This window comes from Chromobacterium sp. ATCC 53434, assembly GCF_002848345.1.
Taxonomy (GTDB): domain Bacteria; phylum Pseudomonadota; class Gammaproteobacteria; order Burkholderiales; family Chromobacteriaceae; genus Chromobacterium.
This window is the reverse complement of record NZ_CP025429.1, coordinates 4,007,962-4,033,060: the sequence shown is the minus strand read 5'-3', so window position 1 is coordinate 4,033,060 and position 25,099 is coordinate 4,007,962. Positions and strand designations below refer to the sequence as shown.

18 protein-coding genes are annotated in these 25,099 nt (G+C 62.3%); 7 read left to right on the top strand and 11 right to left on the bottom strand.

Annotation, left to right across the window (positions count from 1 at the left end; all coding sequences use genetic code 11):
• Positions 1–222 precede the first annotated feature (222 nt).
• Positions 223–2,316 carry an acyltransferase family protein gene (locus CXB49_RS17780; protein ID WP_101709618.1) on the top strand — a complete coding sequence of 698 codons (2,094 nt, stop codon included), beginning with the start codon at positions 223–225 and terminating at the stop codon, positions 2,314–2,316.
• 95 nt (positions 2,317–2,411) lie between these two features.
• Here the strand turns inward: CXB49_RS17780 and CXB49_RS17775 are convergent, their stop codons facing one another.
• The 11 genes from CXB49_RS17775 to CXB49_RS17725 all read right to left on the bottom strand — a co-directional run bounded on the left by CXB49_RS17775 (position 2,412) and on the right by CXB49_RS17725 (position 17,673).
• Positions 2,412–2,963 carry an ankyrin repeat domain-containing protein gene (locus tag CXB49_RS17775; protein WP_101709617.1) on the bottom strand — a complete coding sequence of 184 codons (552 nt, stop codon included), beginning with the start codon at positions 2,961–2,963 and terminating at the stop codon, positions 2,412–2,414.
• A complete protein-coding gene (locus CXB49_RS17770) occupies positions 2,964–4,718 on the bottom strand; it encodes a hypothetical protein (RefSeq protein ID WP_101709616.1) in 1,755 nt (584 codons plus the stop codon). It abuts the gene before it with no gap.
• Positions 4,703–5,953, bottom strand: a complete 1,251-nt coding sequence (locus CXB49_RS17765) for a hypothetical protein (RefSeq protein ID WP_101709615.1) — start codon at positions 5,951–5,953, stop codon at positions 4,703–4,705. Before CXB49_RS17765 ends, CXB49_RS17770 begins: the two co-directional genes overlap by 16 nt.
• Positions 5,953–8,748 (bottom strand): type VI secretion system Vgr family protein, encoded by a 2,796-nt coding sequence (locus CXB49_RS17760; RefSeq protein WP_101709614.1) that lies wholly within the window; start codon positions 8,746–8,748, stop codon positions 5,953–5,955. The genes CXB49_RS17765 and CXB49_RS17760 overlap by 1 nt, the downstream gene beginning before the upstream one ends.
• Before the next feature lie 102 nt (positions 8,749–8,850).
• Positions 8,851–9,288 carry an OmpA family protein gene (locus CXB49_RS17755; RefSeq protein WP_233492852.1) on the bottom strand — a complete coding sequence of 146 codons (438 nt, stop codon included), beginning with the start codon at positions 9,286–9,288 and terminating at the stop codon, positions 8,851–8,853.
• 76 nt (positions 9,289–9,364) lie between these two features.
• Positions 9,365–9,862: a type VI secretion system tube protein Hcp gene (locus CXB49_RS17750; RefSeq protein WP_101709613.1), complete on the bottom strand. Its 498-nt coding sequence runs from the start codon at positions 9,860–9,862 to the stop codon at positions 9,365–9,367.
• A gap of 70 nt (positions 9,863–9,932) precedes the next feature.
• The gene (gene tssC, locus CXB49_RS17745; RefSeq protein ID WP_101709612.1) at positions 9,933–11,411 is read right to left on the bottom strand and encodes a type VI secretion system contractile sheath large subunit; all 1,479 of its coding nucleotides are present in this window, start codon (positions 11,409–11,411) and stop codon (positions 9,933–9,935) included.
• Positions 11,408–11,863, bottom strand: coding sequence for a type VI secretion system contractile sheath small subunit (tssB, locus tag CXB49_RS17740; protein WP_233492851.1), 456 nt, complete (start codon positions 11,861–11,863; stop codon positions 11,408–11,410). The genes tssC and tssB overlap by 4 nt, the downstream gene beginning before the upstream one ends.
• 89 nt (positions 11,864–11,952) lie before the next feature.
• Positions 11,953–12,969: a type VI secretion system-associated protein TagF gene (gene tagF, locus CXB49_RS17735; RefSeq protein WP_101709610.1), complete on the bottom strand. Its 1,017-nt coding sequence runs from the start codon at positions 12,967–12,969 to the stop codon at positions 11,953–11,955.
• A gap of 14 nt (positions 12,970–12,983) precedes the next feature.
• Positions 12,984–16,784 carry a type VI secretion system membrane subunit TssM gene (gene tssM, locus CXB49_RS17730; protein ID WP_101709609.1) on the bottom strand — a complete coding sequence of 1,267 codons (3,801 nt, stop codon included), beginning with the start codon at positions 16,782–16,784 and terminating at the stop codon, positions 12,984–12,986.
• Between the two features lie 31 nt (positions 16,785–16,815).
• Positions 16,816–17,673, bottom strand: coding sequence for a M15 family metallopeptidase (locus tag CXB49_RS17725; RefSeq protein ID WP_233492850.1), 858 nt, complete (start codon positions 17,671–17,673; stop codon positions 16,816–16,818).
• A 46-nt stretch (positions 17,674–17,719) separates the two neighbouring features.
• On the opposite strand from CXB49_RS17725, the gene tssJ reads away from it, so the two are divergent.
• Genes tssJ through CXB49_RS17695 form a run of 6 tightly spaced genes read left to right on the top strand, consistent with a single transcriptional unit; the run spans position 17,720 to position 25,086 of the window.
• A complete protein-coding gene (gene tssJ, locus CXB49_RS17720) occupies positions 17,720–18,382 on the top strand; it encodes a type VI secretion system lipoprotein TssJ (protein WP_101709607.1) in 663 nt (220 codons plus the stop codon).
• A gap of 40 nt (positions 18,383–18,422) precedes the next feature.
• A complete protein-coding gene (gene tssK, locus CXB49_RS17715) occupies positions 18,423–19,769 on the top strand; it encodes a type VI secretion system baseplate subunit TssK (protein ID WP_101709606.1) in 1,347 nt (448 codons plus the stop codon).
• Between the two features lie 7 nt (positions 19,770–19,776).
• Positions 19,777–20,478 carry a type IVB secretion system protein IcmH/DotU gene (gene icmH, locus CXB49_RS17710; protein ID WP_101709605.1) on the top strand — a complete coding sequence of 234 codons (702 nt, stop codon included), beginning with the start codon at positions 19,777–19,779 and terminating at the stop codon, positions 20,476–20,478.
• The gene (gene tssE / locus CXB49_RS17705) at positions 20,475–20,954 is read left to right on the top strand and encodes a type VI secretion system baseplate subunit TssE (RefSeq protein WP_101709604.1); all 480 of its coding nucleotides are present in this window, start codon (positions 20,475–20,477) and stop codon (positions 20,952–20,954) included. The genes icmH and tssE overlap by 4 nt, the downstream gene beginning before the upstream one ends.
• 29 nt (positions 20,955–20,983) lie before the next feature.
• Complete coding sequence (locus tag CXB49_RS17700; protein WP_101709603.1) at positions 20,984–23,770, top strand: type VI secretion system Vgr family protein; 2,787 nt, start codon at positions 20,984–20,986, stop codon at positions 23,768–23,770.
• Between the two features lie 44 nt (positions 23,771–23,814).
• Positions 23,815–25,086, top strand: coding sequence for a hypothetical protein (locus tag CXB49_RS17695; protein WP_158300938.1), 1,272 nt, complete (start codon positions 23,815–23,817; stop codon positions 25,084–25,086).
• Positions 25,087–25,099: the final 13 nt, after the last annotated feature.

Below are 25,099 nucleotides of genomic sequence, written 5' to 3'. Positions count from 1 at the left end.
CTATTTTCCGGTCGATAATCGTCGTGTTTTACTTCAGGGGTTGTCGAAGTGTCTGATTTTAGGGCAGGGATATTGTTGAAGTTTAAGATTTGAAACATGATATTTCAATTTTTGCATAATTTTCATCATAAATGACTTGATTTATTTTCTATGTTCAGATTTATTGTAAATGCAGTGTAAAATCAGCGGGTTTTGGTTGAATGCTGGGTAGTGAGGGGTTGAATGAAAGCTGTGCCGAGTGCGGGGAAGAAACCGGGGGCGTTGTCGTACCGGCCGGATATTGATGGCCTTAGAGCTGTCGCCATTTTGTCAGTTGTGCTGTTTCATGCTTTTCCTGGTCGCTTGCCGGGAGGCTATGCCGGCGTTGACATATTCTTTGTCATTTCTGGATTTTTGATTTCCAGCATCATTTTCAAAGGAATGGTAAATCAGAATTTCAGCATTGTTGAGTTCTATGTTCATCGGGCAAAGAGAATTTTTCCGGCGCTAATCATCGTTTTAATGGCATGTTATTGCTTCGCGTGGATGGTGTTGCTGCCTGACGAGTTCAAGCTGCTTGGCAAGCATATTGCCAGTGGCGCCGGTTTTGTACAGAACCTGATGTTATGGCGTGAGGCCGGTTATTTTGACCACGCATCCGAGTTGAAGCCATTGATGCACTTGTGGTCGCTGGCGATTGAAGAACAATTCTATTTGCTGTATCCGCTATTGATTCTATTGGCATGGCGATCCGGCTTGAATTTGCTATCTATTCTACTACTGCTGTTGGCAACTTCATTCGGCTGGGATCTTTGGTTGCTGTCAAAGGATCCTACCGCTGCGTTTTTTCTGCCGCAGGGACGGTTTTGGGAGTTGCTCTCAGGTGGGTGTCTAGCTTACTTGCAGATGTTTCATCGTGAGAAGACATCTCGGTTTGGGATGGCGATTATCTTGCGACAGCATGGTTTTTCCTCTGGATTCGATTTGAATGGCCTGACTGAAAAACTGAATACAGTCTTGTCTTGTGCCGGATTGGCATTGATTGCGCTGAGTATTGCCTTACTCAATAAAGATAGTCTTTTCCCCGGCGCTTGGGCCCTGTTGCCAGTAATGGGGGCTTTCTTGTTGATCCTGTCTGGCCCGATAGCTTGGGTGAATAAGCATATTTTATCCAACCGTTTCATGCTTTTTATTGGGGCGATCAGTTACCCGCTTTATCTTTGGCATTGGCCACTGTTATCTTTTGCGTACATCATGCAAGGCGATATGCCGAGTACGGTGACAAGAGTTGTGTTGCTGGCCATTGCAGTGTTGCTGTCTTGGCTGACTTATCGTTTGATTGAACGACCAATACGTTTCAGCGAGGCTAAGGGGTGGTGGAAACCGGCATTCTTATGTTTACTGCTGAGTGCGGCGGGTTATGCCGGTTACAATGCATACCTACGCGATGGCCTGGATTTCAGACCGATTACCAAGATGAATTTGGATGTGCGGACCGCTGTTGTTGGCGTTGAACGAGATCGATATGCGGAGGACAATTGCGGTGTTTCGGATGATGGAAAGAAATTTGTAAGCTTTTGCCATGAGAGCAAGGGTGTGCGGGAAAGATACGCGGTCTGGGGAGACAGCAAAGGCGATGCGCTTTACTGGGGCTTGGTGAGGCAAGCCAAGCAGGACGGTGGTTGGCTGATGCTGGGGAGGTATAGCTGCGCACCGATGGTGGGTGTGCGCAGGACCAGCACTTACAGCGCGACGGATTATGATCCGGCAGAGTGTGTCAGGTCCAATGAGTTGGCGTTTCAGGACATCATGTCCAATTCAAACATCAAGGTAGTGGTATTGGCCACTGCTCAGCGAATTCTGCTCAATGCCAGCTATGTCGCCGACGCGTCGGCAGAGTCTTCGTGGCAGGCCGTGATCAGCGGTTTGACCGAGGCGGTGAGGCGGCTGGAGTCCGCCGGCAAGCGAGTAATTTTTGTTGTCGACAACCCGACTCTGCCCGAAGCGAAGTCGTGCCTGGCGCCGCGATGGACAGAGGTGCCGCTGCTCAATGCCTGGTTGCAGCAGAAGAAGGGAAATCCTGATTGCAATATGAGTTATCAGAAGTACCTGCATGACAGCCAGGAGTATCGGACGCTGGTGGACGAGTTGCATGCGCGCAATCCGGGGCTGCTGATTTATAACCCGGTTCCGCTATTGTGCGATCTGAAGCGCGGTGTTTGTCCGATCGAGAGAAAAGGCAGCTTCCTGTACAGCTATGGTGACCATATATCGGACTATGCCAATAATATGATAGGCCGTGACCTGATCGGTGTGCTTGGTTCGCCTGGCTTGTAGCAGCCGATCGCTGGCGTGGTCGTCGGCATCTATGGAATTGGAAACGGGGAGCCGCTTGCGCGGTTCCCCGTTTTTTGTGTGATCGCGCCCGCGACTCAGTTTTTCTTCAGCGCGGCGCGCATCGCGCTCCGGCGGCCAGTTGGCAGCTTGCCGACGTAGTCGGCGGCGGTCTGATTGTATTTGTCGGTGTCGCTCAGCGACGCGCCGTGCGCGACCAGGTAGCGGACGATGGCCGGGCTGGCGTCCAGCACTGCGCTCATCAGCACGGTGATCTCGCTGGTGCGGGTCGACGCGTTGACGTCGGCGCCCTTGGCGATCAGGTCCGAGACGATGCCGGCATCGTTGCTTTTGGCCGCGTAGAACAGCGGCGTGTTGCCGTCGTAGCCATCAACATTGGGATTGGCGCCGGCCTGCAGCAGGGCCTGAACCGCGGCGCGGTTACGGGCGTCTATCGCGTAGACCAGCGGCGTCTTGGAGACGTCGTCTAGCGATTGGTCGACGTCGCAGTGCTGCTTTTCGACATAGGTGGCGACGGCGGGCGCGTCGGCATGGCGCAGCAGTTGTCGCCAGCCGTCCTTATCGCAGGCGGCCAGCGCATGCTGCGTCAGCAGCAGGGCGCCCAGGCCCAACAGGAATGGGATTTTCATTCAGAAGCTCCGGAAGGTTTTCACCCAGGTATCGTAGGGACGGCTGCGCTGCGGCGGGAAATAGGTCCACGGCGTGTAGTGCAGCTTGGCGTATTCGGAGGCGGTGCGCGGCGTGTACAGATAACCTTCCTTCATCGCCTTGGTCTCGTCCTCGCTGACGGAGGCGCCGCCGCTGCCGACCGCTGAAACTTCATGAGCGCTGGGGTCATAGTTGATCTTGAACGACGAGAGTTTTTTCTTGCCGTCGTCGAACTGCTTGCGATAGATCTGCGCCGACTTGTTGATCGAGGTTTCCACGCCCATCGCGGTCGGTTGGCCGCCGGGGCCGACGCCCATCAGCTTGTTGTAGCGGCCGTTCTTGGCCCAGCCCTGTTCCTGCTTCATCGTCGCCAGCAGCGCCTTGGGGTTCAGCTTGTAGTTCTGCGCCGCCTTGTACAGCAGTTCGTCGGCCTTGTAGGTGTCGACCAGCACCGGGTTGTTGGCCTTGAGGATGCTGGTGATCTGCTCCTGGCTCAGCGCGTTGCAGTCCTCGAACTCATCGTCCGGAATCGGCGTCTCCAGCGGATTGCGATCCTTCGGCACCTCCACCTTGGAAACCGGCTTGCGTTCCTTGTTGTGGTGCTTGTGGGTCTTGGACTGGGTTTTGTCGATCTCCGGTTCCTTGTGGTCGGCGTCCGGCCGCGACAGGCCGTCGCACAGCACCTTGGGGCTGATCACGCACAGGTATTTGTGGAACACGTCCGCCGCGGCCTGCTGCGGCGGCAGCTTCTTGGCGTCGCCGACCGGCCCCTTCAGCTTGACGTCTATCTTGTCCTTGGGATCGTGGCCGAACAGCGCGCCGGTGTCGCCGTCGTGATCGGTCTTGCCGGTGATGACCAGATCGCCGTGGCGGATTTCGTACCAGACGTCTTTCATCGGCTGCAGGATGCGATCGAGGAACTTGACCTGGATCTTGGTTTCATCGGCGACCTGGTGGCCGTCCAGCAGCGCGTAGACCACGGCGCGCTGGCCGTCGACGGCCGGCTTGGCGACCAGTTCGTTGTGGATGGTGCCGACGAGGCTGTAGTCCTGCTCCAGGATTTTCAGCAAGCGGATGTAGTTGTCCAGGCCCTTGACCGTCTGGCAGCCTTCGCTCCAGTTGCTGGTGCGGTTGCTCGGGCCTTCGCCGCCGTAGTGGATGTTGTGCTCGTAGGTTGTCGACGGCGCGTTGGGCTGGTCCGGGCTGAACGCGTACTCCGGGGTCTTGGCGCTGCCTGTGTTCTGGGCGCGGAAGGCCAGCCCCTTGACTATCCTCAGCGCCCGGTAGTTGTGGCGCTGGGCGAAGTGGTGCGTTCTTTGCATGTCCGCCAGGCTGGCATGGTCGTGGTAGGACGATATCTTGTGATTGCCCAGCTTGTATTGGTACAGGCCGTTGATCAGCACCCGGCCGGCCAGCTGGCCGTTCTGCTTGCTGTACGGTTCGGTGTTGAATTCGAACTCGGCGACTTTTTTCTGGCCGGACGCGTCTTTGTAGACGACGAACAGCGTGTCGTCGAACACCTTGTTGCTGTCCTTGACGACCTTGCCGTGGTCGAAGCCGCGCGCGCCGATCAGATTGACCCGGCCGTTGGCGGTTTGGAAGGCGAAGCCGTCGACATTGTTCTTGCCGTTGGCGGCGGCGTGGTGCCCGAACAGCCGCTGCAGGATGTCGTACTTCTGTTCCTCGGTGTATTTGCCGAAGTCGAAATCCTTGTACTTTTCTACCTGGTTGCCCATTGCGCCTCCTGGCGGCCGGCGGGGCCGTAGATGCTCAGCTGGTAGCCGTCCTTGTCCGGCGTGAACTGCGGGCGGGCGTAGGCGAAGAAGAAGTAGGGACTGCCCTGCGGCTGCAGATAGGCCTTGCCGTAGCCGTCGGTCCGGTTGGCGAGGAAGGCCTGGGTCAGCGCCAGGCCGGACAGCGCCTGCAACTGGCCGCCGGCGTTCTTGCCGAGTATCAGCTCATTGCCGGCGACGTCGGCGGCGGACAGCCGCAGCCGCCGGTTGCCGCCGACGCCGCTGGCTTGCGCGTCGCGCAGCGCGACGGCGAACGGAATCTGGTACTGCCGGCTGGCCGCGTCCTTGCGGGCCAGGATGACGTCGTCGACGCCCTGGTCGGCCTGGCCCTGTTGCAGTTGCGCGGCCGGACCGGCGCAGGCGCGGTCGTTCAGCAACGGCCAGGCGTTCTGCTCGGTGTAGACCAGACAGCGCGGGGAGGCGGCCAATTGCCTGGCGGCCTTGTCCAGGTCGCGCGCGATGAAGCGGGCCAGCCGGAACTCGGCGCTGTTCTGGCCGGCTTGCCGATCCAGCAAGCGGAGTTTGCTGACGGCGACATCGGTGAATTTCGCCCCCGGCTCGATGGCGGAAATCTTCAGTTCCAGCTTGGCGATTTCGGCGCCGCCGGCGTTGATCAGCAGCAGCCGTTCGGCCGAGTTCAGCGCATTGTCCGATTTGCCGGTGATCTTGTCGTCCGACTGGTTGGTGAAGGCCACCGTTTTCAGGTCTCGCTGCAACTGCGGCAGCGAGTATTCGCGCGCATGGTAGCTGAGGGCGAAGCGGCGCGTTTCGAACGGCTTGTCCTCATGCGGCCGGTACAGGCTGATGACGACGCTCTTCGGCGAGGCGTTCTGGAATTGGGTGGCGGCCGACTTGGCGTAGCCCGGCGTCAACGCGACGGCGAACAGCGCGCTCGGCTTCGCCAGCGTCAGCGTCAGCGTCGCCGGATTGGCGATCTGCTCGGAGTCGCGCGATGTTTGTTCGCCGTGGAAGACCCAGGCCTTGGCCGGGCTCCCGTCGAACAGGTTCTTCGCCGAATACTGCGCCGGCGTCGAGCCGGCCAGCGTCTGGCTGGCATGAAGCTGCAGCGTGTTCCAGCCCAGGTCCACCGAGACGTCTTCGGGCTGGTTGGCGGCGCCGGCGTGGGCGGCGGACAGCGCCAGCGCGCCGATGGCGATAAAAGCGTAGCGATGATTCATTACAGGATTTCCCATTCGCCGGACCCGATCAGGGCCTTGATGTTGTTGACGCCGGGCAGGTGGATGCGGTCGGTCAGGCCGCTGCCGTCCAGCGCGCCGGTCGCGAGCTTCTTGCCGGTGTCGGCGGAGTAGTAGACGTATTTCTTGCCGCTGAATTCGGGGTGGGCTTCGGTCAGCAGCTGGGCGTCGATCTGCTCGGTGCAGACGATCTTCTTGTACTGCGGTTGCGACCAGTCCATGCTGGCCGGGCCGTCCATGCTATGGCTGGCGCCTTTTACCGTCACCTTGCCCGGCGCGTGCACCTCGATATTGCCGCCCTTGATGCGGATATAGGCGCCGCCGGCGGTCAGCAGGATTTCGTCGCCGGCGTGCACGATGATCTTGTCCTTGACGGAAGTGATGGTGACGTCCTGATCGGCCGTCAGCTCCATCGCGTCGCTCTGCGCCTGCACCTGAATCTTGCCCTTCGCCGCGATCAGCTTCAGCGCCACCTTGTCCTTCACTCCCGCCACGAACAGGCTGATGTGCTGGCCGACGTTGTGAATCCAGCGCCGGCCCGTCACCTGGTTCGCGTCACGCTGCGCCACCAGGTTTAGGTTCTGCCCGGCGCTGAGGGTCTGGCTCTGCTCGCTTGTGCTGACGATGCCCGCCGGGCCCGACAGCACCAGCAGCGGCTGCTGGCCCGCCTGGTCTTTGGCGGTTTTGCCGTCCTTGTCGGTATTCGACCCGGCTTCCCAGGCCTTCAGCGCCTCGACGTGGTGCTGCAGATGGCCGTCGGCCTTGTTGCCGCTCTTGCCGTTGTCCGGGTCTATGCCGTCCGGACCGGTCTCCATCGTGTCGGCCAGCTGGCCCGCCGCCGCCTCGGCCATTGACTGCGCCAGGTTCAGCGCGCTGTCCAGCTGCGACTGGGCGTGCTCTCTGGCCAATTGTTTGCCGGACGCGCCGTTCTGCGCTTCGGTGCTCAACAGCAGGCCGTGGGCGGCGCGGATCGCGCCGTGCTTGTCGGTGCGCAACTCGAAACCGTCGCCGCGCGGCTGCGCCTTGCCGTTGCTGCGCGGGTGGGCGAGGAAGCCCTGGTTCAGCTGGGTCTTGCCTGGCTCGCTGCTGAGCTTGGCCCGCACTTCGCCGGGCGTGTCGTCGAACAGCAGCTCGCTGTAGCCGCCGCCCTGGTGTTCTTTCGATTTGATGCCGGACAGCGTCTTGTTGGCCGGCAGGCTGCCAGCGCCGCTGAACTCCGGCGGCGGGTGGCCACCGTTGTACAGCACGCCGGTGATCACCGGACGGTCGATGTCGCCTTCGATGAAGTCCACCAGCACTTCCTGGCCGAGGCGCGGCAGGAACTGGTGGCCCCAGCCGGCGCCGGCCGACGGCATCGCCACCCGCAGCCAGCACGACGATTTGTCGTCGAGGCCGGCGCCTATCGTCGGGTGCTCGTCCGGCCGCTGCCAGTGGAACTGCACCTTGATCCGGCCCTGTTCGTCGGTGTGCACTTCGGACCCGGCCGGGCCGACCACGGTGGCGGTCTGCACGCCCAGGCTGGTCGGCTTGGCCTGTTCCGTATGGGCGTAGGCCGGCGTCAGCGGAATGCCGCGTCGCTGCGCCTGGATCTGGGTGGTGAACGGGGCGGTCTCGGCGTTGATCCCCCTCTCCCCCTGCCCCTCTCCCGCCAGGGGCGAGGGGAGTATCGAGGCGAGGTCTGTCGGCAAGTTGTTCTGAACCTGGAAGCTCTGGCCGGTGACGACGAATTCGCGCTGTTCGGCGGCGTCGCCTTCGTGCGCCGGGTGATCGTCCAGCCGGAACCACTGGCCGGCGGTCAGGCCGCGGATGCTGCCGGTCCCCTCGAAGGTCTTGGCTGCGGCGTCGTGCGCCTGTTGGCGCAGCCGGGCGTAGTGCGACAGCTGGTCGGCGTCGCCGGCGTAGTACAGGCCCTGTGGATCGTAGTCCTGCAGGCTGGATTGCAGCGACTGACCGGTCTGGCCCTGTTCGATCTGGCTGCTGTCGCCGCTGTGCTGCGTCGATACCGGTTGGTAGTCGAAGCTGGCCAGCGCGACGCTGCCGGGCACGATCTGGCGCGCCGCCTGCCAGTCGGTCAGGCCGTCTTCTTCCTCGGTGGCGTCGCTGCGGTGGAAGCGCACCCGCTCGACTTCGGCCGGCGGCAGGCTGTAGACGTCGTCGAACACCACCAGCTTGACCTGGGGCGAATCTCCGTCGATGTGCTCGAAGCGCCAGGCATAGCCTTCTTCGTGCAGCAGGCGGACGATGAAGTCGTAGTCGCTTTCGCGGTACTGCAGGCAGTAGCTGCGGGGACTGGCCTGGCCGACCTGGATCTCCAGCGTCTGCCCCTGGGCGAAGGCCGGGTTGGCGGCCTGGTGTTCCTGGACGATCTGCTGGACGATGGCCGGCACGCTCAAGTCCTGGAACACGCGCGAGGCGCGGCGGTGGCGCAGCAGCGCGAACGGCGGCTCGATGCTCAGTTCGTAGCGGGAGAAGCCGCCGTCCGAACCGGCGAGTCGGGCCTGGCTGACGACGCCGCAGCGGACGGTTTCGCGGCCCTGGGCGTCGGCGATGCCGAGGCGGGTGCTCTGGCCGAGCAGGGTCTTCAGTTCAAGGTTGGCGTCGGGCGACAGGCAGCTGACGGTGTAGCGGTACGGTCGGGACACGCCCTCCTCGCCGCTCAGGGTCTGCGGCAGCAGTTGCCCGGCGGCGATGTCGCCGTGGCCGAGCGCCAGCGTCAGCAGGCGGTTGTCCTGGGTGAAGGCGGAGGCGAAGCTGGCGAGCAGGGTGCTAAGGTCCATGGCGATTATGTCGTGTCTGTCTGGGGCATGGCCCGGATGCCGCGGCGGCCATCGCGCGCCGGGCTGACGGGGCGATAGCGCGGCATCGGGCCTGACCCGCTATCAGTTGTCTACCACCAGCCGCACGGCGTGCAGCGAGCGCTCGGTGTCGTAGCGCAGAACGATCTTGCTCGACGGGACGCCGGCGTCCACCAGGTATTCGCGCACATTGGCGGCGCGGGTCTGGGCGGCGGCCTTGGCATTGCCGATGTCGTTGCGATAGCAGTGGCCGCGCACGACGATGGACTTGGCGGTCTTCAGGCCGGGCATCAGCAGCACGAGTTGCGCCTCGCCGACCGGACTGAGCTTGGCGCTCATCTTGTCAAACGGAATCAGCGTGGAATCGGCGGCGTAATTGGCGGCAGCCTGCTTAGCGATCTGAACTTTGGGATCGTTGGCGGCGGCTTCGGCGGCTGCCTTGTCGGCCTCTTCTTTAGTGGGCATGGTCTTGCAGGCGACGCAGGACAATGCGACAAGCGAGGCGATCAACAAACGTTTCATGGCTAAACTTCCCCAGTGACGAAAAAGACTGAAAAACCCGCCCGGAACCGGGCGGGTCGGCATTCCGCTACCGGAATCAGGCGATCGTTTTGTTCGCGGTCAGGTCCCAGCCGGAGCTGACATTGCCGCCGCCGGCGCCGTCGGCGCGCTTCTGCTGGGTGTAGGTCCACTTGATCTTGCCGTAGCTGAAGCTGACCTTCTCGCCCGGGAAGCCGCTGTCGGTGGCGGAACCTTGCGGCTCAACCTTGGAGATCAGGACTTGTTCCATCTTGATTTCCATGTACTTCACCTTGTCGCCGCCGGCACGGCACAGCTCGATGGTGATCTCCTTGATGTGCTTGCCGGTGCAGCACGCTTCGTAGATCTTCGGGCTGGCCTTGTCCAGGAAGTGGGTGATTTCGTACACGCCGTGGTTGACGCGCTCGGCGCTGGCGCCGCCGGCGGTGCTGGCGGAAGCCTGGGCCGGTTGTTCCAGCTTGTGGCTGAACGATTGGATTTCGATCCAGTCTTTGTGCTTGTCGTCGCCGCTTTCACCAGGAATGCCATCAATTTTCAGGAATGCATCAAAAGCCATTACTACGTCTCCTTACAAAGGTCGAAAAACGGGGGAAGGCTCTCCCCCTGTTTGATCAAAGCGTCAGCCGTCAGCCCGCCGGTTGCGGCAACTCTGCTACCAGACGCAATGAAATGGTCAGCTCGTCGAGCTGGAAGTGGGGACGCAGGAAGGCGGCCGCGCGGTAGACGCCGGGCTTGCCCGGCACTTCCACCACATCGACGCGCGCTTCGCGCAGCGGGTACTTGGCCTTGGCTTCCTGACTGGCGGAATCGTCCAGCAGCACGTACTGGGCCAACCAGGTGTTCAGGTAGTCCTGCACGTTCTGACGCGAGGCGAAGCTGCCGATCTTGTCGCGCATGATGGACTTCATGTAATGCGCGACGCGCGACACCGCGAAGATGTACGGCAGTTGCGTCGACAGGCGCGCGTTGGCGTTGGCCGAGTCGGTGTTGTAGGTCTTGGCCTTCTGCGCCGACTGACCGCCGAAGAAGGCGGCGTAGTCGGTGTTCTTGCAGTGCACCAGCGAGATGAAGCCCAAATCGGACAGCAGTTTTTCGGTGCGGTCGGTGATGGCCACCTCGGTCGGGCACTTCAGCGCCACTTCGCCGTCGTCGGTCTTGAAGGTGTGAGCCGGCAGACCTTCCACCAGGCCGCCGCCCTCGACGCCTCGGATCGCCGCCAACCAGCCGAACTGGGCGAAAGCGTCGGTCAGCCGCGCGGCGTAGGCGTAGGCGGCGTTGGTCCACAGATACTTGTCGTGGTTGCTGCCGTCGACGTTCTCTTCGAAGTCGAATGCCTCGACCGGCACATTGTCACGGCCGTACGGCAGGCGACCCAGCACGTGCGGCAGCACCAGGCCGACGTAGCGCGAGTCTTCCGATTCGCGGAAGGACTTCCACTTGGCGTATTCGACGGTGTCGAAAATCTTGGCCAGATCGCGCGGCTTGCCGATGTCGGAGAAGCTCTCCAGGCCGAACAGGCCCGGATCGGCCGACGAGATCAGCGGCGCGTGGGCCGAGGCGGCCACGTGCGACAGCTCGTCCAGCAGGTAGAAGTCTTCCGGATGGCGGGTGAACTCGTAGTCGCCGACCAGGGCGGCGTAAGGCGCGCCGCCGAAGGTGCCGTACTCTTCCTCGTAGATCTTCTTGAACAGCGCGCTCTGGTCGAACTCGGCCGCCGCCTTGAAATCCTTGACCAGATCCTTCTTGGACGCGTTCAGCACCTTGATCTTCAGCTGGGTGCTGGTCTCGGACTGCATCACCAGATAGTTCAGGCCGCGCCAGGACGCTTCGAGCTTCTGGAACTCGGCGTTGTGCATCACATTGTTCAGCTGGTCGGAGATCAGCTTGTCGATCTCGGCGATGCGGGCGTCGATGCTGGCGGACAGGTCGCGCGAGACGGTGACGCTGCCTTGCAGCACCTGGTCGACCAGTTCGCCGATCAGATCGCGGGTGTGGCTTTTCTCGCTGTCATTGGTGGCGATGCGGCTCTGCTCGATGATGCTGTCGAGCAGGCTGACACCCTCGAACGCGGCCGGCGCCGCCTGTTGTTGCAATTCCGCGCTCACTGCTCGCCTCCTTCTTTCTTGCTGCCGATCTGACGCAGCTTCTCGGTGTCGCGCACCACTTCGTCCAGCAACTCTTCCAGCTTGTCGTTGCCGGCCAGCTTGTTGCGCAGGTCGGCCAGGCGGCTGCGCGCCTCCAGCAGTTGATTCAGCGGGTCGATCTGGCGCACCACGTTCTGCGGCTCGAAATCGGACAGGCTTTCGAAGTTCAGCTCGACGCCCAGCTGGGTGCCGTCGTCCTTCAGCGCGTTGTCGACCTTCACCGCCAGCCGCGGCGCCATGCCTTTCAGCACTTCGTCGAAGTTGTCGCGGTCGATCTGGACGAACTTGCGTTCCTTCATCTTCGGCAGCGGGTTCTTGCTGTGGCCGGAATAGTCGCCCAGCACGCCCAGCACGAAAGGCAGTTCCTTGGTCTCGATCGCGTCGCCGATCTCGACGTCATAGGTGATCTGCACGCGCGGCGGGCGTACCCTCGACAATTTTTTCTGAGTGCTCTCTTTACCCATGGTTTTTCTCTAAGGAATCAAAAGGTTCGAAAAGATGACTACGCGATATTGCGCGCAAGGCTGGATAGAATAGTCCGCAGCTGTACTAAAGACAGGCCCGGATCATTCAATTGGCGCCCCAGCACATAGGCCGCCTCGGCATACGCCTGGTGGCTGCGCCACGGCGCCTTGACGTCTTCGATGTCCACCACCAGCTTGGTGTCGAGCGGGCCGCCCCAGCACTGGGCGGCGATGGGCTCGTTCAGACCGGCCGGCAGCAACGCCAGGAAATGGCCTTCCGGACGGCGCAGGATCAGGCACTGCTCCAGCGCCGCGCCGTTGTCGGTGGCGGCGTGGTACAGCGCCAGCCAGGTAACGGCGGCCAGCACATTGTCGCCCTCCACCGCCGGCAGCGGCAGGAAGTAGGCTTGCACCGGCAGGCTGTCGCGGAATTTCTTCAGCAGGCGGTGATGGAAGATGAAGGCCAGCAGCACCGATTCCAGATCGCCGCGGCCGGTCTCGCTCAGGCTGCGCATCAGTTCGGAAACCGGCGTCACCGTCAGGTGCTTTTCCAGCAGTTGCTGCGCCAGGTCGATGTCGGCCACCGACGAGGCGCCGAAGCGCAGCTGCTCCTCCAGGAACTGCTTGCAGGCCAGCATTTCCACCGAGTTCTCGATGGCGCTGGCCAGCTGCTCCCTCAGGCCGGAGAAAAACAGCTCGTTGGCCAAGAGCAGAATGGCGGTGGACGGCAGCGACGGATCGACCGCCACCAGCGAGGCCGCCACCAGCGGGTAGTTGCGCCCGCCCTCGTCGCGGCTGGGCTGGATCACGCCGAGCGACAGCCAGTTCTGGTCGCGGCTTTGCAACACGAAGGAGGTCGCGGGCATCGCCAGATAATCGCGGGTGGCCTCCGGTCCGAACTCGACCCGCTGCAGGCTCTGCGCCAGCAGCTGGTCCAGCTGCATCGCGGCCGGATGGGTCGCGTTGACGCGGACGAAGTCGGCGCGCCGCGGCAACTTGCCGAAAATGCAGAACTGCGGAGGCACCTCCTGGGTGCGCTTGAAATTGAACGCCATGCCGGTTCTTCTCCTTACAACGTCACGCGTTCAGGCAACGTCAGTTTGTAGAGGCGGTTCAGCTGCAGCGGGTTGACGCCGCCCAGCATGCGGAAATTGAAGCGCACCGTCTGGCCGTCGGCGCCGCTGCCCTTGGGCAGATTCCAGCTCAGCTGAGCGGAACCGTCCGGGCCGTCCTGGTTGACCTTGGCCCCGGCCAGCAGACGCATCAGGCCCATCCGGCCCTGCTGGTTGCCGACCACGCTGCTGGCGCCGGCGTAGTTGACCACCTGGATGCGCGCGCCGTCTCCGCCGCCGCTGCCCGGCCAGTTGAACGGCTGCCAGGCTTGCGGGCCGTTGCGGTAGCGCAGTTCCTGGCCGTCTATGCTGAGCACGATCTCGGACAGGCCCGGCGTCGGCAGCGGCTGCAGTTCGAAGCGGCTGTTCTCGCCGTCCTGCAGCTGGCTGCTGGCCAGCGCCATCAGGCGGCTGGCGCCGACGAGGAATTCCGGATTGAAACGCACGCCCTGGTTGCCCCAGGCGCGCGGCACCAACTCGTCGCCCTTCTTTTGCACCAGGCCGGACAGGTATTTGTTGACGAACTTGTCCAGCGTGCCGTCGTTGGCCTTGACGAAGCGGTTGATGTCGGCGACCGAGGCGCTGTTGCTGGAATCGCTAAACGGATACTTGCCGGCCAGCTGCTTCCACTGCGGCAGCACCTCGTTGATCCAGGCCTGGTTGATGTCCTGCGCCACCGGTCCCAACAACGCGCTATAGGACTGCGACAGCGGACGCACCAGCATCGGACGCACCATTTCCACGGTGTCGGCGTTGGCGCCGGCCAGCAGCGTGTTGTCGACATAGGACAAGGAATCGCCCAATTCGGAGCCGGAGCCGCTCAGCGTCGCCTGCAGCGCGGCGCGCGCCTGCGGACCCGGCTGGTCGGTGGTGGCGATGGTCGCCATCTTGGCCTTCAGCTTGCCCAGCTGGTCGAGATAGGCGTTGATCGGCGCGTTGTCGCCCTTGACCAGCGCGGCCACGCCGGCGAAGTGCATGCCGACCGTGCCGTACTGCTTGTCGCCCTTGGCCTCGGCCGGCGCGTCGCCGCTCTTGAAGAAGGCGGTGGTCTTATCCAGCACCGAGCGCTTGGCGCTCTCCAGCGAACGGTTCAATTCGGACGGATTGTCCCAGGCGGTTTCCTGCGCCGCGCGCGCCAGGATCAGCTTGATAGGCGAATTCTGCTTGTCCGACAGCCTGGCCATCGCCGACGCCGACTGCGCCGGGTTGGCGATGTCGCGCACCACCACGCCGGCCAGGAACTTGTGCCAGGCGGCGATGTACTGGGCGCGATACAGCGCCTCCAGCCCGGCGCGATTCTTCTCCGCGTCGCCGTCCTTGCCGAGATTGTCCTGGCTGCTGGACGCCAGCACCCAGTCATCGCTGCGGATTTCGCCGCGGCTGGCCTCGTCGATGGCGCCGCGCACATAGGTGTTCCACGCCTCGCGGGTGTAGGCGCCCTCCACCATCTGGCTGCTGGCCATGATGTCCATGTCGCGGTTGTCCAGGATGCGCGCCACGGTCAACGGCGCGAAACGCGTGTTGGCTCGCGCCTTGATCTCGTTGAACACGCGCTCCTGCGCCGACAGCCGCTTGAACGAGCCGCGCAGCACGTCGCGGGCGTCTGCCACCACCTTGGGATCGTTGTCTATCAGCGGCAGATCGGCTTCCTTGATCTGGCTGACGTAGAAAGCCACCAGCTTCTCGGCCTGGCCCATCACCTCGTTGACCGGGTATTCGCCGCGCTGGCTTTCCAGCCACGGACGCCAGTAGCGCGGCAGCTGGTCGGCCAGCTGCGCCTCCTCCATCCGCTTCTGCTCATGCAGCATCAGATAGGTCTTCAGCGCGTTGTAGGCCACGTCCAGCTGCGGCGACTTCTGCTGCGGCTTGTCCGTCGCATCGGCAGCCGGCGCCGAAGCGTCCAGCTTCGCGGTGGTGGCGCGTTGCGGCAATTCCAGCGCGCTCAGATTGATATTGGGCAGGCCGTGGCCCTTCGGACGCGCACGGTGCGGCTTGGCCGGCGCCGCCGGCGGTTTGGCTTCCGGCTTAGCCGCGGGCTTGGCCTCCATCGGCGGCTTGGCCGGCTCGGTCACCGCCACCGGCTGCGCCACGCCCGGCTTCAACGCCGCCAACGTGGTTTCCAGATTGCGCTGGACCGGATTCAGCATCACGTCCTTCAGGCCGGCGAAATAGGCCTTGCGCAGATTGCGCTCCAGCTCCTTGCCCTGGTACAGGCCAAGGCCCACCTGCCACGGCGCGCCGTTACGGCGGTAGTTCTGCAACTCCTCCAGCCTGCGCTGCAGGATCAGCAGGCCGCCCAGGCGGTCGTACAGCTGGCCCGAGGCGGCCAGCTTCTGCGCCTGCGCCCGCTCGACGTTGATCTGGGCGATCATCTGCTGGTTGCCGATGAAGGACCAGGTCCACAAGCCGGCCACGGCCGCCAGCGTCACCAGGCCGGCCACCATGCCGGCCAGGCGCCAGCGGCTGCCGCTGGGACGCGTCTGCTGGAAGATCAGGTGCTGATCGGGGAACAGCACTTCGCGGAACAAGCCGCGCAGGAAGTAGCTGTACGACGCCGGCGCCTGCTGTTTGTCCAGGCTGGCGGAGGACAGGTCGAACTGGCCCTGCACCCGGCCGGCGGTGACGATGCGCGGCACGCCCTCCTGCAGGGCGCTGGTGAAGTAGAAGCCGCGCAGCAGCGGACGCGAGTGGTACGGATCCTCCTCGAACAGCAGCCGCACGAATTTGACCACCGCTTCCTGCAGGCCGTGGAATTCGATCGGGAAGGCGAAGTGGGCGGATTTGACGGCGTTGCCGCCGGCATTCACCAATTGCGCTTCGCCCATCTGCACCAGACCGCGGTACAGCTGCTCGAACTGCTGCGACACGACGGCGCCGGCGTCGAAACCGGTGCCCTGGTCGGCCGACAGCGTCGCGCCCCACACCCGGGAACGCTCCTCTTCGCCGGCATCCTGGAAGAACTGGGCGAAGCCGCCCAACAGGTCCAGCTTGGTGAAGACCAGGTAGATCGGCACCATCAGGCCGAAGGTATTGCACACCTCGTGGATGCGCTCGCGCACCTGGCGCGCGTACAGCACGAAGCCCTCGCTATTGTGCTGGGCCAGCTCCGGCAGGCTGATCGCCACCATGATGCCGTTGACCGGCGCCTTGGCGCGGTGCTTCTTCAGCAGCTTCAGGAAGGCCAGCCACTCGCCGCGGTCCTCGCTCTCGGTGGCGTAGCGGCCGGCGGTATCCAGCAACACGCCCTCGGTGGAGAAGAACCAGTCGCAGTTGCGGGTGCCGCCTATGCCCTGGATACCGCTCTTGTCGCTGAACGGGAAGGACAGGCCGGATTGCAGGATCGCGGAACTCTTGCCCGCGGCGGGGTGTCCGATGATCATGTACCAAGGCAACTCATACAGCGCGGCGCTGCCGCGGGCGCTGCCGATATTGGACTTTTTCAGCGTGTCGATCGCGCCCAGCAGCCGCTGGCGCAGCAGCGTCACTTCCGCCCGCTTGTCGGCGCTGGCGTTGATCACCGCGTCGTCGGCCTGGCGGCGCAGCATCCCCTCCAGCATGCCGCCGGCGCGGCGCGCCAGCGCCTGGCCGATCAGCAGGGCCAGCACCCATACGATCATCACCGCCACGATCCAGCCCAGCCTCGCCTCCGCCGACGTCAGTCCGAGCCATGGGCCCAGCCACCAGATCAGCGCGATCAGGATCAAGAATCCGATGGCGGACGCCACCTTGGCATTGCGTAGCCAACCTTTGTTAAACACGTGTACCTTCCCTTAAGAAGCTAAAAGACAATCATTTGTCATTGCGCCGCGCCAGCAGCGCGCGCAATGAGCCTGTTCGCTCGATGTGGCCGTAATCGCGGAAGCTCCACACTCCGCCCCAGGTCAGGCCGATCGCGCGGGACTCCTCGCCCAGCGCGTTGTAAGCCTGCATCGCCCAGGGGTCGCGCTCGGAAATCACCACCTTGCCATTGCGCACCGGCGCCAGATCGGCCGCCAGGCCGTATTGATGCTTGCTCTCGCCGCCCTTGGCCTGCGTCACCTTGGTGCCGCCGCCGGCCAGGCGGTTCTGCCGTTCGGCGCTGCGGAAACCTTCCAACAGCACCATCGGGAAACCGCGCGCCTTCATTCTCCCCATCACCCGCAGCACATCCTGCACGAAGGCCGGATCCATCTTGCTCCAGTCGCGGTCGGCCTTATCCAGGGCCAGCTGCGGCTTTTCCGCCACCGCGTCGACAAAGGCGCTGGGCGGCAGCGGCGGCGGCGGAACCAGCTTTTCCTCCAGCAGGGCCTGCCGGATTTGGATGCCATGCGCATATTCATTGGGCATGAACTGCGGATCGCGGTGATAGCCGGCAAAGTGCAGCGTAATCGCCACAACCGCGCCCACCACCAACAACGAAACCAAGGGCAACATCACGCGCCGCGACGGGAGCCTCAGCCGCGAAAACGGCGCGAACACCCCTTTCGCGAGACGCAAAAAACCGGCTGCGGGCCGGTTGTTTTCAACCGGTTCGCCAGTCGGATTCGGGGAAGGGCCAATCGTCGCCTGTTGAACTTGCAGCCTTGCTCCGCCAAGGAAATAACGCCAGCCGAGCCACAACAAAAGCAATACGATGCAAGCCACTATCAGTGGCGCCAATAACATCATCGGGATTTTTTATACAAACGATTGATGAAGGTGCAAATAACGCGATATGCTTGATTTGATTTGCAAAGAAGTCAAGAGGCCGTGTCGAATTCGATACGGCGCTTGCAAGCAGCAGCAAGCGGATTGTTTAGAATCCACGCTTGTCCGCCATCTTATTTCGGGTGTGAATTATATGGATTTAACTCAGCACTGGCAAAAAACTTGCGCGATCATCGCCGTGATGATCCTGCCACTGCTCGCAGGCTGCGCAGGCCCAAAAAATATCATGGTTAACAGCGAAGCCAGTCCGACGATAAACCGCGACAGGCATGGAAAACCGTTGTCTGTCGTCGTTCAGATCTATCAGCTGAAAAACGATCAAGCATTCAAATTACTCACACCTGACCTTTTGGCCAGTGGAAAGCCAATTCAAGATGTGATTGGCTCCGCGGCATTATCAAGCAAGGAACTTATATTTGTTCCAGGCAGTAAGCAGGAGTTGGACCTGACCATCCAGGAAGACGCTAATTACATTGGGGTTATTGCTTACTTCCGCCAGCCAAATTCCCATTTTTGGCGCCTGCTTTATGATGCCGGCAGGGTCCGTAGCAAGGATCTCAAATTCAAAGTCGGCGACTGCTATTTACAGGCGATCAAACCAGAAACGATAGCGCTGCCCGATCAACCGAATAACGGCAACATCGATTGCCCGGCCGGCCGCAACCCATAAGGGCGCGCCGCTCAGACACCCAGCCGAGGTTCAAGCAGTAATGCTTCACGCACAAAGAATCCTATGGGGCGAAGGCATGTTCCTTCGCCCGCAGCATTTCCAGCAGCTGGCGCTGTTCCAGGAGCAGACCCAGGCCACGCTGCTGCAACTGACCCATCGCCACGCCTGGGGCATACAGCGCCTGGCGCTGGACGAGGCCGCGCTGAAGGGCGGTCTCGTCCGCGTCGACGGCCTGACCGTGCTGTTTCGCGACGGTACTCTGTACCAGGCGCCGGAACATACGCCGCTGCCGTTGAGCCGCGATCTGGCCGCGGTGCCGCAAATCGGCATCAAGACCACGCTGTACGCCTGCCTGGCCCAGCTGCAGCCGTACGGCGGCAACACCCGCAACGGCGAAGCCAGCGCCCGGCCGGCCCGCTACCACAGCGACCACCGCGAAGTGTCGGACCTGTACACCCAGGCGCTGGCCGCCGATCTGACCACGCTGCAGCTGGACGTCAAGCTGATGCTGGAGGAGGAGAACCGCGACGGTTACGATTCCGTTCCGCTGTGCCAGCTGGAAAAGGACGCCACCGGACAATGGACCGTCGGCCGCGGCTATCTGCCACCGCTGCTGGCGATCGAGGGCTCGACCGAGCTGATGCAGATGCTGCGCCGTCTGCTGGACATCCTGCTGGTGAAGAGCCAGGCGCTGGCCGGCGCCCACCGCGAGCGCGCCAAGAGCGTGATGGAGTTCGGCTCTGCCGACATCAGTTCCTTCTGGCTGCTGCACACCGTCAACCGCAACTTCGCGCGGCTGCGCCATCTGTCGCAGTGCCAGCCCTTGCATCCGGAAGAGCTGTACATGGCGCTGGCCGAGTTCTGCGGCGAGCTGCAGACCTTCGCCACGCTGTACACGCTGTCCGATATTCCGGCCTACCGCCACGACCGCCTGCACGAAGTGTTCCCGCCGCTGGACCTGCAGATCCGCGAATTGCTGGAAACCGTCGTGTCGGCCCGTTACAAGGTGATCCCGCTGCATTCGCCACGGCCGTCCTTCCACATCGGCCGGCTGGAAAGCGACCGCTTGTTGGAAAACGTGGACTTCTACCTGTCGGTGCAGAGCGACCAGCCGGCCAGCCACATCATCGACAATGTGCCGCTGAAGCTGAAGATAGGCGCGCCGGACGACGTCGAACGCATCCTGAACTCGGCGATGCGCGGCGTCAGCCTGGCCCACTCGGCGCAAACGCCGTCCGCGATACCGGTACGGGTTGGCAACCATTATTTCGCCCTGGAGCCGCACAGCGAGATCTACAGCCGCATGCTGCAATCGCGCAGCGTCTGCATCTATGTGCCGCAAACCCTGGCCGATATTTCGATAGAACTGATTGCGGTCTTCCGCTGACAACGCCATGAACCAAGCAAGCACCCAGACCCCGGAACGCGCGATAGCCGTTTCCGCCCCCGCCGCCCCCTCCCTGCGCGAGATGCTGGAGGACGGCATCTACCTGCTGTTCCTGCTGAAGGAAGGCAATCCGCCGAGCAGCGCGGTGGAGTTCAACCGCCGCGTCGATCAATTCCTCGGCCAGTTCGAGCGCAACGCGCGCAACTTCGGCAAGGACGGCAACGCGATCGGCCACGCCAAGTACGCCTTCTGCGCGCTGATGGACGAGATCATCCTGTCCTCCGAGTTCGCGCTGCGCGACGAGTGGGAGCGGATGCCGCTGCAGTTGCGGCTGTTCGGCGAACACCTGGCCGGCGAGGGCTTCTTCAACCGGCTGGAGCAGTTGCGCAACCATCCGGCAGAAAACATCGAGGCGCTAGAGGTGTTCTACACCTGCCTGCTGCTGGGCTTCCAGGGCAAATACCTGCTGGAAGGCCAGGAGAAGCTCGGCTATCTGGTGCACAAGCTGGGCCAGGAAATCCAGCAGGTGCGCGGCGGCAAGGCCGAGTTCGCGCCGAACTGGCAGCTGCCGCAGCGCTTCCAGGCCTTCGTCCGCCACGAATTGCCGCTGTGGCTGTACTTCGCGCTGCTGGCGGTCGTCGGCGCCGGCATCTTCGTCGCCTTCCGCTGGATGCTGGCGCGCCAGGCGGCATCCGTATTCGGGCTATGAGCGGCAACCGCCACGCCCAGATCCTGCCGTCGGTGCTGGACCGGCTGCTGGACGACGCGCCCGATCTGAGCCACACCGAGCCGGTCAGCCTGTTTGAACTGTCGCAGTTCAAGCAGGCGCTGGCGCGCGATCTGGAAGCCTTGCTGAATACCCGGCTGATGCCGATGGAAGAGACGCTGGAGCCCTTCCCCCAGGCCCGCGACAGCCTGCTCAGCTATGGCATTCCTGACCTGTCCGGCATCAGCCTGCTGAACCCGGACGACCGCGAACTGCTGCGCGAGCAGCTGCGCCGCTCGATCGAGCTGCACGAACCGCGGCTGTCCCGCGTGCGCGTGCATCTGGACGCGCCGCGCGAAATGGAGCGCCACCTGCGCTTCCGCGTCGACGCCGTGTTGAAGGTGCATCCGCACTGCCCGCCGGTGACCTTCGACGCCACCCTGCAACTCTCCTCCAACGTTTACAAGGTGCAGGGCTGATCCGCCCCGACCTCACGACCTTTACCGCCATGGACCTTAGCACCCTGCTCGCCAGCTTCGCCTCCGCCTTCACCCAGGACAACCGCCTGCTGACGCTGGCGCTCGGCCACGGCGACATCGCCGCCGGGCAACTGCTGCCGCAGACCCTGAGCGGCGAGGAGGGCGTGTCCCGACCGTACCGCTACACCGTCAGCTGCCTGTCGCCCGACGCCAACCTTGAACTGAAGACCCTGCTCGGCCAGAGCACCCGCCTCGGCATCGCCGACGCCCAGGGCCGCGAAACCGTCCGCTGCGGCGTCGTCAGCCAGGCCCGACTCGCCGGTTCGGACGGCGGCTTCTCCCGCTACGAACTGAGCATCGAGCCGCCGTTCGCGCTGCTGCGCCACCGCCGCGCCTCGCGCGTGTTCCAGGACTTGAGCGTGCCGGCCATCGTCCAGCAGATCGTCCAGGAACACCAGGCCGCCAACCCGGCCTTCGCCCAGGGGCAGACGCTGGAGATCCAGGTCGGCCAGGCCAGTCCCCGCAGCTACTGCCTGCAGTACCGCGAAAGCGACTACGACTTCATCGTCCGCCTGCTGCACGAAGAAGGCTATGCCTGGCGCTTCGAGCACATCGACGGAGATTCGCCCCAGGTCAAGCTGGTGGTGTTCGACGACGTCTACAGCCTGCCGCCGGCCGAAGTCGAGCGGGTGCGCTTCCACCGCAGCGACGCCACCGAGGAAGAAGACGGCCTGACCGACTGGCAGGCGGCGCGCCAGATCGTGCCCGGCAGCGTCGCGCTGGCCAGCTTCGACTACCAACCGGTATCGACGCAGCACAGCGGCGACAGCAGCCAGATCGAACAGGGCCAGACCGGTCAGTCGCTGCAATCCAGCCTGCAGGACTACGATCCACAGGGCCTGTACTACGCCGGCGACGCCGACCAGCTGTCGCACTACGCCCGGCTGCGCCAACAGGCGCACGACGCCGCAGCCAAGACCTTCGAGGGGACCGGCAGCATCCGCGGCCTGACCGCCGGCCAGTGGTTCCGGCTGGACGATCACCCGGCGCACGAAGGCGACGCCGCCGAACAGCGCGAATTCGTCGTCACCGGCCAGAGCTTCCAGGTTCAGAACAACTTGCCGACAGACCTCGCCTCGATACTCCCCTCGCCCCTGGCGGGAGAGGGGCAGGGGGAGAGGGGGATCAACGCCGAGACCGCCCCGTTCACCACCCAGATCCAGGCGCAGCGACGCGGCATTCCGCTGACGCCGGCCTACGCCCATACGGAACAGGCCAAGCCGACCAGCCTGGGCGTGCAGACCGCCACCGTGGTCGGCCCGGCCGGGTCCGAAGTGCACACCGACGAACAGGGCCGGATCAAGGTGCAGTTCCACTGGCAGCGGCCGGACGAGCACCCGACGATAGGCGCCGGCCTCGACGACAAATCGTCGTGCTGGCTGCGGGTGGCGATGCCGTCGGCCGGCGCCGGCTGGGGCCACCAGTTCCTGCCGCGCCTCGGCCAGGAAGTGCTGGTGGACTTCATCGAAGGCGACATCGACCGTCCGGTGATCACCGGCGTGCTGTACAACGGTGGCCACCCGCCGCCGGAGTTCAGCGGCGCTGGCAGCCTGCCGGCCAACAAGACGCTGTCCGGCATCAAATCGAAAGAACACCAGGGCGGCGGCTACAGCGAGCTGCTGTTCGACGACACGCCCGGCGAAGTGCGGGCCAAGCTCAGCAGCGAGCCAGGCAAGACCCAGCTGAACCAGGGCTTCCTCGCCCACCCGCGCAGCAACGGCAAGGCGCAGCCGCGCGGCGACGGTTTCGAGTTGCGCACCGACAAGCACGGCGCGATCCGCGCCGCCCACGGCCTGCTGTTGAGCACCGAAGCGCAGAACGGCGCGTCCGGCAAACAATTGGCCAGAGAGCACGCCCAGTCGCAGCTGGACAGCGCGCTGAACCTGGCGCAGTCAATGGCCGAGGCGGCGGCGGGCCAGCTGGCCGACACGATGGAGACCGGTCCGGACGGCATAGACCCGGACAACGGCAAGAGCGGCAACAAGGCCGACGGCCATCTGCAGCACCACGTCGAGGCGCTGAAGGCCTGGGAAGCCGGGTCGAATACCGACAAGGACGGCAAAACCGCCAAAGACCAGGCGGGCCAGCAGCCGCTGCTGGTGCTGTCGGGCCCGGCGGGCATCGTCAGCACAAGCGAGCAGAGCCAGACCCTCAGCGCCGGGCAGAACCTAAACCTGGTGGCGCAGCGTGACGCGAACCAGGTGACGGGCCGGCGCTGGATTCACAACGTCGGCCAGCACATCAGCCTGTTCGTGGCGGGAGTGAAGGACAAGGTGGCGCTGAAGCTGATCGCGGCGAAGGGCAAGATTCAGGTGCAGGCGCAGAGTGACGCGATGGAGCTGACGGCCGACCAGGATGTCACCATCACCTCGGTCAAACAGAAAATCCAGTTCAACGCCAAGCAGGAGGTGTTGCTGACCAGCGGCGGCGCCTATGTGAGGATCAAGGGCGGCAAGATAGAGCTGCACGCGCCGGGTTCCATCAGCTTCAAGGGAGCCAGTCATGACTGGAGCGGGGGGACGAGCTTGGGGCAGATGTTCAATTCTATGCCAGATGCCAAGTTTGATAATAAGTACCAAATTCTTGATGAGCATACGGGCCAGCCATTGATTAATCAGAAGTACAAGATAATTCGTCAGTCAGGAGAGACGGAGCTGGGCATCACGGATGGCAATGGTTTTACTCATGTCATCAAGAATCCTGATGCGGCGGAAAAATTGCAACTGCACTTGGTCACGTCAAAAAAGAAGAGTTAAAAGCGAGATGCCTGGCATCAGCCAGCCATGAGAGGAATGAAGTGATGGGCGCCGCTAATACTGCAGGACAGAGCTTGTATGAAGACTCTCTTAAATCTTCTAACTCCGGCAAGCCTAATGTAACCATCATCAAAGTGCCGCGTAAAATAACTTTGTTGACTCCGCTGCATGACGGCTCAAAGAACGACGGGTCTGGAGGGAAGCTCCAGAAGGCAATGATTTATGACAATAAGTATGAATTTGCCGTAACGTTGATGAATGGCGATGAGCCTGCCAATGGTAGTCAGTATTGCTGGGCTATCGAGTATGTGAGTCCTGATACATCAAAGGGTCAGATGGTCAGGAAGGAGTTGGGGAATCTCGGCAGCAAGGCGAAGATAGAGATCGATGATCCGGACTTTTGTGGTTGCGACTTGACCGTCAAGGCCTATTTGGACGATCCGGATCAGAGTTGCGAGCTAGTTCAGTTTGTGCATAATCGTTTCCGCTGGTTTGATGCGAAGCGTGTGCAGACGCAGGTCCAGGAACGGATGCAGGAACCATGGCGTATCGATCAGGGTAGTAGCAGCTTGTGCGGGATGGCCGCGCTGTATTATGTGACGATTAAGCGGAGTCCTGATCGTTATAGAAAAATCGCGCATGAACTACATCGGACCGGATTGTGCAAGATTGACGATTTTTCTATCAAGCCGTCTGATTCGATGTATGAGATCAAGCCGAAAGATAGTGATTACGAACACATGCGCATGTGGGAGGCTGACTGGATTGTATTGGCGGGTACAAGAAGCTCGGAAAGCAATCTAGGCTACCATGGTATTGAAACAGGAAGCTGGGATCAATTTACTGCAATTAACTGGCCGGGGATGATGGAGGGGCTTGTTAAAAGGATTGCAGGCTATGGTAATGCCAGTGCTGTTGGTATTAGCCTAATTGGAACTGTTGTGAAAAAGGCCTTTTCTTATAGCGGAGAGGATGTGTCGGCTGCACTTGCGGATTTGAAGAGTATTGATGATCTTAAAAAGAAAGGGCATCAGATTCTTCTAATGATAGACGCTAAAATGATTAGAAATAAATCGGGCTATAGTATTGGCGATCTTCAAGAGTCTCATTGGGTTGTATATGAGGGCGGTCTTTTAGATGGTAAAAATCAGGTAAGTTTCCAAGTGTATACTTGGGGTTATAACCCTCAAACCATTCGGAAGTATAACTTGGACGGGGAGTTGAGTGAGCCGGCAATGAGCTTGGTCAAGCCTCCCCATGGTATTGATAACAGTGCTTTTGAGAGTAATTATTATGGTTATATCGAAGCTTTCTAGGTTTGTGGTGATT